14 protein-coding genes are annotated in these 14,628 nt (G+C 35.0%); 11 read left to right on the forward strand and 3 right to left on the reverse strand.

Annotated elements, in window-relative coordinates; all coding sequences use genetic code 11:
- The first annotated feature begins 70 nt into the window (after positions 1–70).
- Positions 71–1,669 (forward strand): methyl-accepting chemotaxis protein, encoded by a 1,599-nt coding sequence (locus C3E89_RS06850; RefSeq protein ID WP_236911714.1) that lies wholly within the window; start codon positions 71–73, stop codon positions 1,667–1,669.
- Between the two features lie 73 nt (positions 1,670–1,742).
- Here C3E89_RS06850 and C3E89_RS06855 read toward each other — a convergent pair whose 3' ends face one another.
- Both C3E89_RS06855 and hutH read right to left on the reverse strand, forming a co-directional pair.
- Complete coding sequence (locus tag C3E89_RS06855; RefSeq protein ID WP_236911715.1) at positions 1,743–3,044, reverse strand: Na+/H+ antiporter family protein; 1,302 nt, start codon at positions 3,042–3,044, stop codon at positions 1,743–1,745.
- A 22-nt stretch (positions 3,045–3,066) separates the two neighbouring features.
- A complete protein-coding gene (gene hutH, locus C3E89_RS06860; protein WP_236911716.1) occupies positions 3,067–4,593 on the reverse strand; it encodes a histidine ammonia-lyase in 1,527 nt (508 codons plus the stop codon).
- Positions 4,594–4,782: 189 nt separating this feature from the next.
- Between hutH and C3E89_RS06865 the strand changes: the two genes are divergently transcribed.
- The 3 genes from C3E89_RS06865 to C3E89_RS06875 all read left to right on the forward strand — a co-directional run bounded on the left by C3E89_RS06865 (position 4,783) and on the right by C3E89_RS06875 (position 8,765).
- Positions 4,783–5,604, forward strand: a complete 822-nt coding sequence (locus tag C3E89_RS06865) for a diaminopimelate epimerase (RefSeq protein WP_109840495.1) — start codon at positions 4,783–4,785, stop codon at positions 5,602–5,604.
- A gap of 159 nt (positions 5,605–5,763) precedes the next feature.
- Positions 5,764–7,038 (forward strand): guanine deaminase, encoded by a 1,275-nt coding sequence (gene guaD, locus C3E89_RS06870; RefSeq protein ID WP_236911717.1) that lies wholly within the window; start codon positions 5,764–5,766, stop codon positions 7,036–7,038.
- Positions 7,039–7,097: 59 nt separating this feature from the next.
- Positions 7,098–8,765 carry a PucR family transcriptional regulator gene (locus C3E89_RS06875; protein WP_236911718.1) on the forward strand — a complete coding sequence of 556 codons (1,668 nt, stop codon included), beginning with the start codon at positions 7,098–7,100 and terminating at the stop codon, positions 8,763–8,765.
- A 48-nt stretch (positions 8,766–8,813) separates the two neighbouring features.
- On the opposite strand, the gene C3E89_RS06880 is transcribed toward C3E89_RS06875, so the two are convergent.
- Complete coding sequence (locus C3E89_RS06880) at positions 8,814–9,509, reverse strand: cyclase family protein (protein WP_236911719.1); 696 nt, start codon at positions 9,507–9,509, stop codon at positions 8,814–8,816.
- Between the two features lie 225 nt (positions 9,510–9,734).
- Here C3E89_RS06880 and allB point away from each other — a divergent pair, with 225 nt between their 5' ends.
- Genes allB through C3E89_RS06915 form a run of 7 tightly spaced genes read left to right on the forward strand, consistent with a single transcriptional unit; the run spans position 9,735 to position 14,628 of the window.
- Positions 9,735–11,147, forward strand: coding sequence for an allantoinase AllB (gene allB, locus C3E89_RS06885; RefSeq protein ID WP_236911720.1), 1,413 nt, complete (start codon positions 9,735–9,737; stop codon positions 11,145–11,147).
- Positions 11,148–11,158: 11 nt separating this feature from the next.
- The gene (locus C3E89_RS06890) at positions 11,159–11,770 is read left to right on the forward strand and encodes a cysteine hydrolase family protein (protein WP_236911721.1); all 612 of its coding nucleotides are present in this window, start codon (positions 11,159–11,161) and stop codon (positions 11,768–11,770) included.
- Positions 11,771–11,797: 27 nt separating this feature from the next.
- On the forward strand, positions 11,798–12,355 hold the full coding sequence (locus C3E89_RS06895) for a UbiX family flavin prenyltransferase (protein ID WP_236911722.1): 558 nt from the start codon (positions 11,798–11,800) through the stop codon (positions 12,353–12,355).
- Positions 12,356–12,370: 15 nt separating this feature from the next.
- On the forward strand, positions 12,371–13,723 hold the full coding sequence (locus C3E89_RS06900; RefSeq protein ID WP_236911723.1) for a UbiD family decarboxylase: 1,353 nt from the start codon (positions 12,371–12,373) through the stop codon (positions 13,721–13,723).
- A 15-nt stretch (positions 13,724–13,738) separates the two neighbouring features.
- Positions 13,739–14,002: a BMC domain-containing protein gene (locus C3E89_RS06905; protein WP_236911724.1), complete on the forward strand. Its 264-nt coding sequence runs from the start codon at positions 13,739–13,741 to the stop codon at positions 14,000–14,002.
- A gap of 44 nt (positions 14,003–14,046) precedes the next feature.
- Entirely contained in the window at positions 14,047–14,241 is a 195-nt protein-coding gene (locus tag C3E89_RS06910) for a hypothetical protein (protein WP_236911725.1), read from the forward strand.
- A gap of 18 nt (positions 14,242–14,259) precedes the next feature.
- On the forward strand, positions 14,260–14,628 hold the full coding sequence (locus C3E89_RS06915; protein ID WP_336512936.1) for a BMC domain-containing protein: 369 nt from the start codon (positions 14,260–14,262) through the stop codon (positions 14,626–14,628).

The raw sequence follows: 14,628 nt of genomic DNA on the forward strand, positions 1-14,628 counted from the left end.
AATTATAGATCGTTACATTGTATAAATACAGGATTAGTATTCTAATATTATTTACAAAATTATTTTTTAATTGTTTTCCAACAATTACTTGACACTATCATCAGCGCCTTTAAAATATAATGAAGATATTGTAGGTGTTATAATAGGATTTAAAGATGCTAACGATTTTTATAGTATTGCAGAAAATATTGTTATTGGAGAGGAAGGCTTTGCTTTCATATTAAATGACGTAGCAGATATAATTTCTCATCCAACTATAGTTGGTAATGCAACGGAAGGAGCTTCTTACAGTAAGCCTATAAATTTCTCTAGTTTAAAACATCAGGTAGATGACGCTTATATGGATCAGTTGAATGAAATTAATAGGAAAATCCATAATGGTGAGCCGGGTACTGGAAAATATAGTAATGATAATAAAATGATTCACATAGGATTTGCTCCAATAAAATCTAAAAATTGGACTCTTATTGCTAGTATAGATGAGTCGGAGATTTTGGCAGGATTGAACTTTTTAAGGAATACCTTAATTATTACATTAATATTAGCTATAGTAGTGGGGATAGTCTTTTCATTATTGTTTAGTAGAAGGATTACAAAACCTATAGGATTAGCTACTGATTATAGCTATAAACTTTCTCAATTAGATTTAAGTTCTAATATAAATGAAAAACTCCTTAAACGGAAGGACGAGTTGGGGAAAATGGCCTATTCCCTCCAAGTGGTCATAGACAATATGAGAAACTTTGCTAAAGAAATAAGAGATTCTTCTCACCAAGTAGCAGCTTCCTCAGAGGAATTAGCAGCTATATCTGAAGAGTCAACTGCAGCTGCTACAAATATAGCTGAAAATTCGAATGAAATAGCAGAAAGTTCTAGTTTGCAGCTGGATGAAATATTAAAGGTAGCTTCTTCGATAAAAGAAATATCTACACAAATAGATTACGTATCTACCCAAACTAATGATGCAGAAAATTACAGCAGAAATGTATTTGAGAAAACTGAACTAGGTAAAGAAAAAATAGAAGAGGTAATTACTCAGATGGGTAATATAGAAAATAGTACTTTGAGCGTTAAATCATCTTTAAACGATATTAATATGAGTTCTAATAAAATGAATCAAATGTTAGAAATTATACAGAATATTGCAGAAGAAACCAACTTATTAGCTTTAAATGCAACCATAGAAGCTGCTAGAGCTGGAGAATACGGTAGAGGTTTTGCGGTAGTAGCAGATGAAATTAGAAAATTGGCAGAAGAAACTCAGAAATCCACTGAAGAAATAAATTCTCTTATTAAAAATAATAATTTACTTATAGAGGAAGCCAATAACAAAATGGATTTGAATAATCAGGAGGTAGAACTTGGGGTTAAAAGTGTAAATGAAACAAAGGAAACTTTCGATGAAATTGCTAATTCTATACTTCAAGTAACGGTAGGTATAAATGAAGTTGTTGCAGCTATAAAAAATGTGGAAAACTATATGGATTCCTTAATGGATTCTTCAAATTCCATAGAAAACATGAGTAAAAATATAGCCGCTCAAATCCAAAATTCCTCTGCAGCAACAGAAGAACAGATGGCATCTATGGAAGAGATTACTTCTTCTACAGAGAGTCTTGCAACATTAGCAGAAGAGTTACAATTGATTATTGAGAATATAAAACTATAAGCTTAAATGACTTTGTCTAATATAAAAAATGCCTCTTTCTGGTAAGTAAAAACCAGAGAGAAGCATTTTTATTTTACAATATCATTGCTGCAATAGTTCCAAATATTAGTAATGGTATATTATAATGGATAAATGTTGGTATAACTGTATCACGAATATGGTCATGTTGTCCGTCTACATTTAATCCTGCTGTTGGTCCTAAAGTACTATCGGAGGCAGGGGAACCTGCATCTCCAAGGGCGCCTGCAGTACCAACTAATGCAATGGTGGCAGCAGGGCTAAAGCCTAAGGTCATACATAGAGGAACATATATGGCTGCAATTATTGGTACTGTACCAAAGGAAGTTCCAATACCCATGGTGATTATAAGGCCAATTAATAGCATTAGGAAGGCAGCCACTAGCTTACTTCCAGCCATTAATCCGGCAGCACCTTCTACTAAGGTTTCAACTCCACCAGTAGCCCTTATAACGGCACCATAACCAGAGGCTACTAACATTACGAAAGCAATGAATCCCATCATTCCTATACCACTATCTATCAAATTATCAATTTCATTGAATTTAAAGGAACCGAAAGCTAACATTATAAATATGGCTGCTAGTATACCCAATGGTAAAGAGTCAGTCAGTATCTGTATGACTAAGGCTATTACTGCTCCTACTAAAGCTCCTATTTCTCCCTTGGTCATTGGTGTATTTTCTTCCCTGGTGGCAGCAACCTCTCCAATACTGATGGATTCATATTCTCTTGGTTTCCTATAGGTAATTAATATAGCAATAAATAATCCTACAATCATACCAATTCCAGGTAAAAGCATGGATTTCCATACCATACCGAGCTCTATATCCATACCATTATCTACAATTGCACTAGTTATAATATCGTGAAATATCCATCCAAAACCTACTGGAAGCATAACATAGGGTGCTTTTAAACCAAAAGTTAAGGCACAAGCAACGGCACGTCTGTCGATTTTTAAATCATTCATTACACCAATTAATGGTGGAATTAATATTGGAATAAAGGCAATATGAACTGGTACTAGATTTTGTGAAAAACAAGATATAATAGCAATTAGAAATACAAACATGGTTTTCATGTCTTTCATAGATTCAGATAAGCTTCGTGCTAATCTATCAGCAGCTCCAGTTTTATTAATAGCGGTAGCCAATGCACCTAATAGAATATAGCTTAAAGCCGTTTGGGCATTGCCTCCCATGCCTCCAATGAGAGTAGTCATAGTATCTGTAAATCCCATACCAGCAATTAATCCACCTGAAAGGGCTGCTAAAAGTAAGGCAAGGAGCACATTCAATTTAAATAGACATAAAACAATTAATATTAAAACCGATACAATAACTGGGTTAAACATTAAATCACCTCTCTTTTAAATTTTACAATAATTTACCTAATCCCTTTTCTACTGCATTTAATATAGTATTGTCTTCTATCAATATTGCGCAAGTATTAATATCTACATTCATAATCCTATCATCGTATAGCCTATCTACCTTTTCACGGATTGCTTCATAGGCTATTTTAGTACCTTCTCCCAATTTTTTAGGTTCACCAAAGTCGATGGCTTGGGCTGCTGCATATAATTCGATGGCTAATACTCTGGTAGTATTATATAGTATTTCTTTGGCTTTTCTAGCAGCTATAGTTCCCATGCTTACATGGTCTTCTTGATTAGCTGAAGATGGTATAGAATCTACACTGGCAGGATGGGCTAATACCTTATTTTCAGAAACTAAGGCTGCTGCTGTATATTGAGGAATCATAAAACCAGAGTTTAATCCTCCTTTTTCAGTCAAGAATCCAGGTAGACCGCTAAGATGAGGATTTACTAATCTTTCTATCCGTCTTTCTGAAGAGTTGGCTAATTCGGATAAGGCTATTCCTAAAAAGTCGAAGGCTAATGCCATTGGTTGTCCATGGAAATTGCCTCCAGAGATTACCTTTTTGTCGTCGGCAAAAATTAATGGATTATCCGTTACCGAATTGAGTTCAATATTTATTTTTTCTATTACATAGTTTATAGCATCTCTGCTAGCTCCGTGGATTTGTGGGATACATCTTAGAGTGTAGGCATCTTGTACCCTGATTTCTCCTTGTTTAGATGTGAGTTGACTTGATTTGGTAAGATTTAATAAGTTTTTAGCACAGTCCATTTGGCCTTTGTGAGGTCTAATAGTGTGAACTCTTTCATCATAGGCGTCTATTATGCCATTTAGAGCTTCTATGGTTAAAGCGGCGGATATATCGGCTATCTTCGTTAGATTTAGAGCATCGTAAGCTGCTAATCCACCTATGGCTGTCATGACTGGAGTTCCATTTATTAATGCTAATCCTTCCTTTGAGGTTAGTTGAATAGTTGGGATACCAGCTTTTTCCATAGCTTCTTTTCCTGACATTCTTATCCCTTGGTAATAGGCTTCCCCTTCTCCTAACATTACCAATACCATATGGGCTAATGGGGCTAAATCGCCGCTGGCACCTAAGGATCCTTTTTCCGGTATTACTGGATGGACTCCTTTATTGAGCATCTCCATTAGAACATTGATGGTTTCTAATCGGATGCCCGAATATCCTTTGACTAAAGTGTTGATCCTTAAAAGCATTGTACCCCGGACATCTTCTTCTGCCAAAGGCTTACCTACGCCACAGGCATGACTCCTAATCAAATTAGTCTGTAGGGTTTCAGTGTCTTCTTTGGAAATGGTTACATCGCTAAATTTTCCAAAACCTGTGGTTATTCCATAGACAACTTCCTCATTTTCAACAAATTCGTCTACTAGGGCTCTAGATTTTTTTATCTTAGAAATGGCTTCTTCAGATAATTGGACCTTTGCATTATGTCTTGCCACATCTACCAAATCCTTAAGGGTTAAGCTATTTCCGTCAATATAGATGGTATGCAAAAAACCCCTCCCTTCTTAAATTTTGGTACTAATCACTATAATTTATTGCTCACAGTGATTAGTTAGAACTTTACTGTGATATTACAGTAAATACTTGCGTTTATATAATGTTATCAGAATATTAAGTTTTCGTCAATTGTCAAAATATGATATAATTAGGTAACTAATAGATATAAGGGGATGGTTACCATGAAATTGCGTTTTGTCAAGGTAAACCCAGTGGAAAATATGACTCTATTTGTGTTGGATCCAGTACCTAGGGAAGAACAGATGAATGTAGCAAATAAATTAATGAAATATAGTAATATCCATGGGGAACAGGTAGGTTTTATTGAAAGAGAAGGTTCTTATATAAGGCTCCAGATGATGGGGGGAGAATTTTGTGGAAATGCTAGCAGGTCTTTGGCTGCCTGGATGGTCTATAACGAATATCCGACTGTAGAAAGAATGGATGAAGGCTATAAGGTTAAATTAAAGGTATCAGGAGTGGAGGGAATTATAGAATGTGTAGTTCTACCCACTGATAAAAGGAATAGTTTTTGGTCCACGGTTCATATGCCATTGCCTTTAGCTGTTGAGGAAAATTCTATTGAATACGGAGGTAGTTTGGTTAAAACTATTAGGGTGGATTTTCCAGGGATAACCCATTTTATTGTTGATGGAAAGGGTATAGAGGATAAAGAGAAATTTTATAATAAATTGAAATGGGAAATGGGCCAGGATGAATATGAAGCCTTTGGGATCATGTATTACGATTATGAGAAGAACTTTTTAACCCCTTTAGTATATGTAAAGGCAACGGATAGCCTTTATTGGGAGAGGAGTTGTGCTTCTGGAACTTCTGCCTTGGGCGCGGCCTTAGCCTTTGAAAAGAATACTCCACTAAGTAAGAATGTTTCCCAACCAGGAGGAAACTTAGAGGTTTTAGTAGATTGGACAAAAGATAGCCTATCCAATATTGGATTAAAAGGGTTGGTAGATATAGTAGCCGAGGGAACAGTATATATTTAAAGTTTATATTACAGAATTATTACAAATAAGTTTCATTTTTGGTGCCTGGCACCGAAAATGAAACTTATTTTATTTGTATAGATTTTACATATGTTTATAATCCCTATGATATTATAATATAATAGGAAAATTTTGCTTTTCATATAAGGGGTGGTAAATTTGAAAAAAATAGTATTTAAAGGGGATATAGTTTTTACTCCCAATAAGGATAATTTTAAAACCTATAAAGATTCCTATTTAGTAGCAGAAGAGGGAAAGGTAAAAGGAATTTATAATGAGTTGAAAGAGGAGCTTAAAGATTATCCTATAAAAGATTTTTCGAATAAATTAATTATTCCAGGGTTTGTAGATATACATCTCCATGCTCCTCAATATCCTAATAGAGGATTAGGTTTAGATAAGGAGCTAATACCTTGGCTAGATACCTACACATTTCCTGAAGAAGCAAAATATGATGATTTAGATTATGCTAACAAAGTTTATAGAAGATTGGTAAAGGATTTATGGAAATATGGGACTACTAGTGCTGTAGTCTATAGCAGTATTTATAAGGAGAGCACTAAGCTTTTAATGGATTTATTTATTGAAGCCAATTTGAAAGCCTATATAGGAAAGGTGAATATGGATAGAAACACATCGGCTAAGCTAAAAGAAGATACTGAAAAATCCCTATTGGATACAGAGGAGATTATTTTAGAGTACAATGATAAATCACCTTTAATAAAACCAATAATTACTCCAAGGTTTGTACCTACTTGTACAAGTAAACTTATGGAGGGATTAGGCAATTTAGCCATGAAATACGATATTCCAGTTCAATCTCACTTAAGCGAAAATAGAGCAGAGGTAGAATGGGTTCATAAACTCCATCCAGATTTAAAAGATTATGCTTCTGTTTATAATGAATATAATCTTTTTGGTCAGACTAGGACCATAATGGCCCATTGTATATATAATACTCAGGAGGAAATGGAATTAATGGCTAAAAATCAAGTTTTTGCTGCCCATTGTCCTTATTCTAACTATAATCTTTCTAGTGGAATAATGCCTGTAAGGAAATTTTTAGATATGGGAATTCCAGTAGGCTTAGGTTCTGACATATCTGGTGGTCATAGCCTTAGTATTCCAAATATAATGGTAGGGGCAATACAGGCTTCCAAGATGAAATGGCTACATACCAATAAAGGATTAAAACCCTTAACTAGTTCTGAAGCCTTTTTCCTAGGAACTAAAGGTGGAGGTAGTTTCTTTGGGAAGGTAGGCAGTTTTGAAGTAGGTTATGCTTTAGATGCATTGATAATAGACGATTCTACCCTAGGAGATATAGAAGAATTATCCTTAGAAGAAAGAATTCAAAGATTTATCTATATTGGTGATGATAGAAATATAATAGAAAGATATATAGAAGGAGAAAAGATAGATGAACCCGTGTAGACAGAATATTCTGACCATGATATAATTTGAAAAAAGGGTGGATAAGGGGTAGATAATTTATGTCTAGACAAAATGGTATTAGTGTAGAAGATATGTTAGGTTTAGAAGTAATGGAGAATTGTAATATGATTGCTGGATTTAAAGGTGTAAAAAACACTATAGCTAGAGTTAATATTATGGCAGATCCAGATATTTTTGATTGGGTTCAAGAAGGGGAGTTTCTATTGACTACAGCTTATTTCTTTGAAAAAGACAATGTGGAGGCTCAAAAGAAACTGATTAGGAATGCTTCTGATAAAAAAATGGCTGGCATTGGTATTAAAGTTTCCCCTTATTTAGAGGCTCTTTCAGAAGAAGTACTTAATCTAGCCGAGGAGTTGAACTTTCCTTTAATTGATATCCATTACTCTATACCTCTATCGGATATAATGATGGCTATTTTTAAGGAGATATTTAATAAACAAGCTTCTCTATTGGAGAGAATAGAAAAGGTTCATGAACGGTTTATGGAAGTAATGTTGGAAGGGAAAGGTATTGGGGAAGTTACCCAGGTAATTCACGAAAATATTAAGAACCCAGTAATATTGAATTTAAAATTCTCTAATCAGAGATTTAGTCAGTTAAAGGGTATTGATGATAATACGAAAGATGAGCTTCTACAGGATATGAAAAGATTCTATGATTCCAATGATGGCAGAAGTAAGTTAAAAAGGTTAGATGAGGACAAGGTTCTGGTGAAAGAAAAATTCGTTAAAAGAATGGTTATGCCTATTGTATTGAAGGATAATGTTTATGGTCATATATTTACCTGGTCTACTACTACACCTTTGGGAGGTTTTGACCTGTCCATTATAGAATCAGCTTCTACTACAATAGCTTTAGCAGTATTACAGGAACTATCTATAAAGGAAGTAGAAATTAGGTATAGATCCGAGTTTTTTGAAGACTTAATATCTGTAGATATAAAAAGGAAGAAAAAGGCTTTAGATAGGGCTCACTTTTTCAATTTAAAACCAAATGATTATTATGTAATAGAAGTAATGAGTTTTAAATTGAAATTTGAAGAGGAAGAAGATGATGAGTATTTCTTCGAATATTTAAAGGATTATGCTAATACTACAGTAATGATAGCAGAAGATATAATGAATTACTTAGGATTAAAGGGAATAGTTTCTACTAAATTGAATGGAATACAAATATTATTAGGCTTTGAAGAACCTTTTAGTATTAATAGTAGATTAGAAGATTTTAATCAAAGGCTGTATGAGGCTTTAGAAGAAAAGTTTAAAAATATGGAAATAAGAATAGGAGTAGGAAGAATTTATAAGGGTTTGGAGAAAGTAAACAAAAGCTTCTCCGATGCTTTGAAGACTATAAGAACGGGGAAGGTACTTACTAATAAAGAGGTAGTTACCTTTAATGAGCTAGGAATATTTAAAATATTATGTCAGGATTTTTTAACAGACGAATTAGAGGATTTCTACAATACCACCTTAAAACCCTTAGTAGATTACGATGAAAAGAAGTCAACCGAATTGGTAAAAACTTTAGAAGCTTATTATAAATTTAATGGAAATCTAACTAGAATGTCAGAACATCTATACACCCATTATAATACCATTTTATATAGAATCAACAGGATAAAAGAGATAACCAAAATGGAACTAGATGATCCTAATGATAGGTTGAACTTGGAAATAGCATTGAAGATTAGAGAACTACTTTGATTTCATGGGACAGGGGGGACAGGTAGAACTGCCCCTACTGTCCTAGGACTACTCTTCTACCAAAGCTACTGCTCTTATGGGAGAGCCGGAGCCATCCCTTATTTTTAATGGTAGACCAATATATAGAAATCTTTTGTTTACCAACTTATCTAAATTACATAGGTTTTCCGTATTGGTAATATTGTATTCTCCACATACTAAATGGCCAGAGAACCTGATATCGTCTGGAGTTTGGTCTATGGCTGGAGCATCTACTCCTATATTTACTACTCCTTTTTCAGCTAACCATTTAGCTCCTTCGTAGCTTAATCCAGTATAATCCGTTTGAAATTTATCCGTTCCATAGGATCTATCATGGTGACCTGTATATAATAAGATTATATCTCCCTTTTTTATTTCTTGTCCAGATCTTCTTTCAGCTTCTTCTAAATCCTTTGGCTCTATGTAGTCTGGGTATCTAATATGACTTACATCAATACAGATAGCACTACCCCAAAAGTACTCTAAGGGCATTTTATCAATAGTAGGGCCGCCTGGTTTAAATTCTGAAACTCCATCACTGTGGGTACCACAATGTTCAGACATTAGTAGGTTTCTGGCGGAAAATCCAACAGTAGGGCTTCCTGTCATTTTCATATTTTCTTCATGGCTCATATTGGTCATAATAAAGGTTTTCTGGTGCATTGGGAAAACGGACATACCTTGAAAAATCTCTTGAGAAAGATCGATTAATTTTAATCCCATAATTATTCCCCTTTCTATAATTCTATTCTTATACTCTAATTATAACTATCTTAAAAGGAAGTTCTTTATATAAAACTCACAAAAGTATTAGATGGGTTTTACAAAAACTCCAATGGATTAATTGAATCTGGGAGTTTTTTTTATAGGATATTAACAAAGTCTATTCCCAAATATTATGCTATTATGTTTAAAATGGATTTTTATAATATTAAAGGGGGTTTTATAATGTATCAAGTTATAGTAAAAAATGCTAGAATCCCACAAGGAGATGAAACAGTACTAACCAATATATTGATTAAGGATGAAAAAATTGCAGGATTTGTAGACCAAATTGATGGAATAGAGGCTGAAGAAATAATCGATGCTGAAGGTCATTTAACTTTACCTGGATGTATAGATTCTCATACTCATTTTATGGATCCAGGATTTACCCATAGAGAAAATTTCCTAACGGGAACTTCTTCAGCAGCAGCAGGTGGCTTAACTACTATTGTTGACATGCCTTGTTGCTCAGTACCCTCAGTAAGGTCTATTCCTGAGTTGGAAAACAAACTGGAGAAAATTAAGGATAAGGCCATAATAGATTATGGTTTTTGGGGTGGAGTTACAGGAGAAGATGTAAGGGAAGGCTGGCTTCATAATGTTAAGGAACAAGCAGATTATGGAGTAATTGGTTTTAAAGTATATATGACTCCTTCAGTACCTACATATCCAAGGGTTACTGATCCAGAAATGTATGAAGCCTTTAGGGCAGTGGCAGAAACAGGTCTTCCTATAGGAATCCATGCTGAAAATTTTGCCATGTGTGATTATTTTGTGAAAAAGTTTCAAAAAGAAGGCAGAATGGATGGACCAGCTTGGGCTGAAGCTAGGATGGAGTTAGCAGAAAAGGTGGCAATTCAATTAGGAATAAGTTTTGCTGAAGATACAGGAGCAAGACTTCATATTGTCCATATGAGCACTGGAATAGGAGCTAAATTGGTTAAAGAAGCTAAGTTAAAAGGATTAGATGTGACTAGCGAAACTTGTCCTCATTATTTAACTTTAAATTATCAAGAAGCTATGAGTGAATATGGTGCCTTTGCTAAGATTGCACCACCTTTAAGGACTAAAAAGGATAATGAAGAATTATGGGAAGGGTTAAGGGATGGTAGTGTAGATTTTATAGCTACTGACCATGCTCCATACCATATTGAAGATGAAAAAGCTAAAAAAGGTATGAATATATGGACTGCATTCCCAGGAATACCTGGAGTAGAGACTATGGTACCTATTATAGTTAGTGAAGGGTATAACAAGGGAAGGATTTCTCTGTCAAGAATGGTAGAGATACTTAGTACCAATGCGGCTATCCACTATGGATTATATCCAAAGAAAGGCAGCTTGAATATTGGAGCTGATGCAGACTTAACTATTATAGATTTAAATAAGGAATGGATTATAGACCAAGAGAAAACCTATAGTATGGCTAAATATAACCCATTACATGGACTAAAACTAAAAGGTAAAGTAGCCAAGACTGTAGTTAGAGGCAAGGTAGTATTTGATGAGAAGGAAGGAATTACAGTAAAAGAAGGCTATGGTCAATTTGTAAAAAGACAGAGTATACAAAAATTAGATAAAAAGATTAAATTTTAAGGGGGATTATAATGACAAGACATGCTATTTTAGTTATAGATATGTTAAATGATTTTGCTAATGAAAAGGGAGCTTTATATTGTCCTGGAGCTGCTAGGATAACTAAAAACCTTCAAGAATTATTGAAATGGGTAAGAGATAGGAAAGCTGAAGGAAAAGATGATGTTCAAATAGTTCATATCCAAGAAGCCCATAGGGAAGATGATGCAGATTTTAGAGTCAGGCCTCGTCATGCAGTTAGAGGAACCTGGGGTTCGGATTTTATAGAAGAGTTATATCCAGAAAAAGGAGAATATATTGTACCTAAAAGAAGACATAGTGGATTTGCTTATACGGATTTAGACCTATATTTAAGGGAAGAGAACATAGATACAGTAGTGGTAACAGGAGTATGGACCAATGTATGTGTAAGGAGTACCGCTACTGATGCATTAGCTAGAGCCTATAAGGTTATTACATTAAGTGATGGATGTGATTCTAAAACGGAAGAGATGCATGAATACGGGTTGAAGGATTTAAGTATTTTCTCTAAAGTAATGACTATAGATGAATATATAGACGCCTGGGAAAAAGGTCTAGACCCATGGGAAGGTGGCGGAGATCCAGAGAATAAGGTGGAATAACCAATTGAAGAAAGGCGTGGAGTCAGTATGAAAATAGTGGTTGGAATATCTGGGGGAAGTGGTTCTATTTATGCAGTATCCCTTTTGAAAGCTCTTCAACAGTTGAATATAGAAACTCATCTAGTAGTGACTACTATGGGAGGATATGTGACGGAACATGAATGTGGAATAGGTTTAGAGGAATTAAAAGGTATGGCTACCTATTTTCATGATAATAAAAATTTTGCAGCTCCAATAGCCAGTGGGTCTTTTAAGGTAGATGGAATGGTAGTAATTCCTTGCTCTATGAAAACATTATCCTCCGTTGCTAATGGGTTTTCTGATAGTCTACTTACTAGGGCATGTGATGTGACCATTAAAGAGAAAAGGAAACTGGTATTGATACCAAGGGAAACCCCTTTAAGCCCTATTCATTTGGAGAATATGTTGAAATTGTCTAAAATAGGGGTTACCATTTTTCCCCCTAGTCCCGGCTTTTATAATCATCCAGAATCCATTGAAGATATAGTCTTAAATATGACAGGAAGAATATTGGATATGTTGGGTATAGATAATAATTTGGTAAATAGGTGGAAAGGTCAGTAGAAGGGAGGGGATTTGTTGGAGAGACAAATGCTTAGATATACCTTAGAAGAATTGAAAAGTATGGGAGAGCTTTTAGTATGTGATAGGGAAGTAAGTTCAGAATATGAATTAGGGGCAGTTTTAAAATATTTTAGAAATAAAAGGCCTATTCTATTTAAGAGGGTAAAAGGAAGCACTATTAGGGGAGCAGGAGGCCTTTATGGAAATAGGGAAATACTATATAAGCTGCTACATATGGATCATGAGAACCGATTGTTTAAATTTATGGATGCTATTGCTAACCCTAAATCCTATAAAGTAGTAGATGGAGGTCCAGTGAAAGAGAATGTAATAAGGAGAAATATTGATTTACCTAAAATACTCCCTATTCCTAAATTTCAAGAAAAGGATTCTTCTAGTTTTATTACTGCAGGGGTGTTGGTGGTAAAGGATCCAGAGACAGGTAAATATTTTACCTCTATTAGGAGATTTCAAGTCAATGGAAGGAATCAGCTTTCAGCCCTTATTGCTTCCCCAAAACTTACTGAGGATTTTCTAAAACTAGAGAAGGAAAACAAGCCTTTAGAGGTGGCTATAGTTCTTGGTTATGATGCTCCCTTTTTAATGGCTAGTCAAATAAGTTCTGCTACTTATGGAGTAGATAAATACCAGATAGATAGTGCCTTAAGGGGAGAACCGTTAGAATTGGTACCTTGCGAAACCGTAGATTTACTGGTGCCAGCCTATTGTGAAATAGTACTAGAGGGTAGGATAGTTCCAGGAAAGAGGGAAATGGAAGGTCCTTTTGGAGAATTAATGGGCTATTATGGCGGAGTAGCACCTCATCCAATTATTGAAGTAGATGCTATTATGCATAGGGATGACCCTATATTTCAAATTGCATTTCCTTGTAGAGAGGAACATCTTTCCAATGGCCTTATAAGAGAAGTGGAATTATATAATCAATTGAAAAATCAGGTTAATGTAGTAGATGTAAACGTTACAGAAGGGGGAGGCTATAGGTTTAATGCTTTTGCTTCCATATATAAACAGAAGGAAGGCGATGGGAAATCGGCTATTATAGCAGCTTTAGGTTCTAATAAGGATTTAAAACAGGTGGTAATTGTAGATGAAGATGTAGATATATTTGATCTTCAGGATATAGAATGGGCTATTACTACTAGGACTCAAGGCAGTCAAGATTTTGTAGTTATACCAGGAGCCTTAGGTTCATCCTTAGAACCTTCCCACGATTTGAGAGGAATAACGGATAAGATAGGAATTGATGCTACTAAACCTTTAGGCGAGAATGCCATTGAGTTTGAAAGGGCTATTATCCCAGGTTATGAGAGTATTGATATTAGTAGGTATTTCCCAAATATTATATAGAGAAGGTGAGGTAATATGAAGGAAGCTATAGGGATGGTAGAAACTAGATCTTTGATAGGAGCCATCCAAGCTGCAGATGCAATGGTTAAAGCTGCCAATGTAAAGGTTTTGGATTTTCAGTTTGTAGGTTCTGGACTAGTGGCAGTTACCGTTACAGGAGATGTGGCTGCAGTGAAGGCAGCTGTTGAATCTGGTGAAGAAGAAGCAGCTAAGGTAGCAGAAGTCATCTCCACTAATGTAATACCAAGGCCTCATGATGAAGTGGATAAAATATTTTAGCATGGTGGTGAAATATTATGGTCAATCCATTGGCGAGGGTGGTTATGAATAATGTGATAAAAAAGACTGATGATTCTAAGCCTTATGTTGAAGAAAAAAAGGTTTCAAATCTAACTAGCAAGGAAGTAAAAATATTGAAAGATATAATAAATAGAGGTAAACAGGTTAAAAACCATAATGAACAAGGAAAGATGATTACCTTAGACGAAGCAGTGGAAAGGATAAAGGATGGCCGTTAGTAAAGGAGGTTTTCTTGAATGGATAAAGCTGTAGGACTTATTGAGGCATTAGGCCTTACTACTGCAGTTTCTGCCTTAGACGCAGCTAGTAAAGCAGCAGAGATTAAATTAATAGGAGTAGAGAAGGTAATCGGAGTAGGTAAGGCAGTTGGTGTAAATATTCAAATTGCAGGTGAAGTAGCAGCGGTAAAGGCAGCTGTAGATGCAGGGGTAGAGGAAGGTAATAGAGTAGGAACTGTAATTGCCAGTCATGTAATTCCAAGACCTCATGATGAGGTAGATAAATTAATAGAAAAATTTGCCCTAAATTTAAAGGACGGTAAATCTAAAGAGGAAAAAAAGAAAGAAGTAAAAACTAAAAACAAAAAATCAAATAAGGAGGAATAG

The organism is Clostridium sp. Cult1, assembly GCF_021655095.1.
Lineage (GTDB): Bacteria > Bacillota > Clostridia > Tissierellales > Tepidimicrobiaceae > Schnuerera.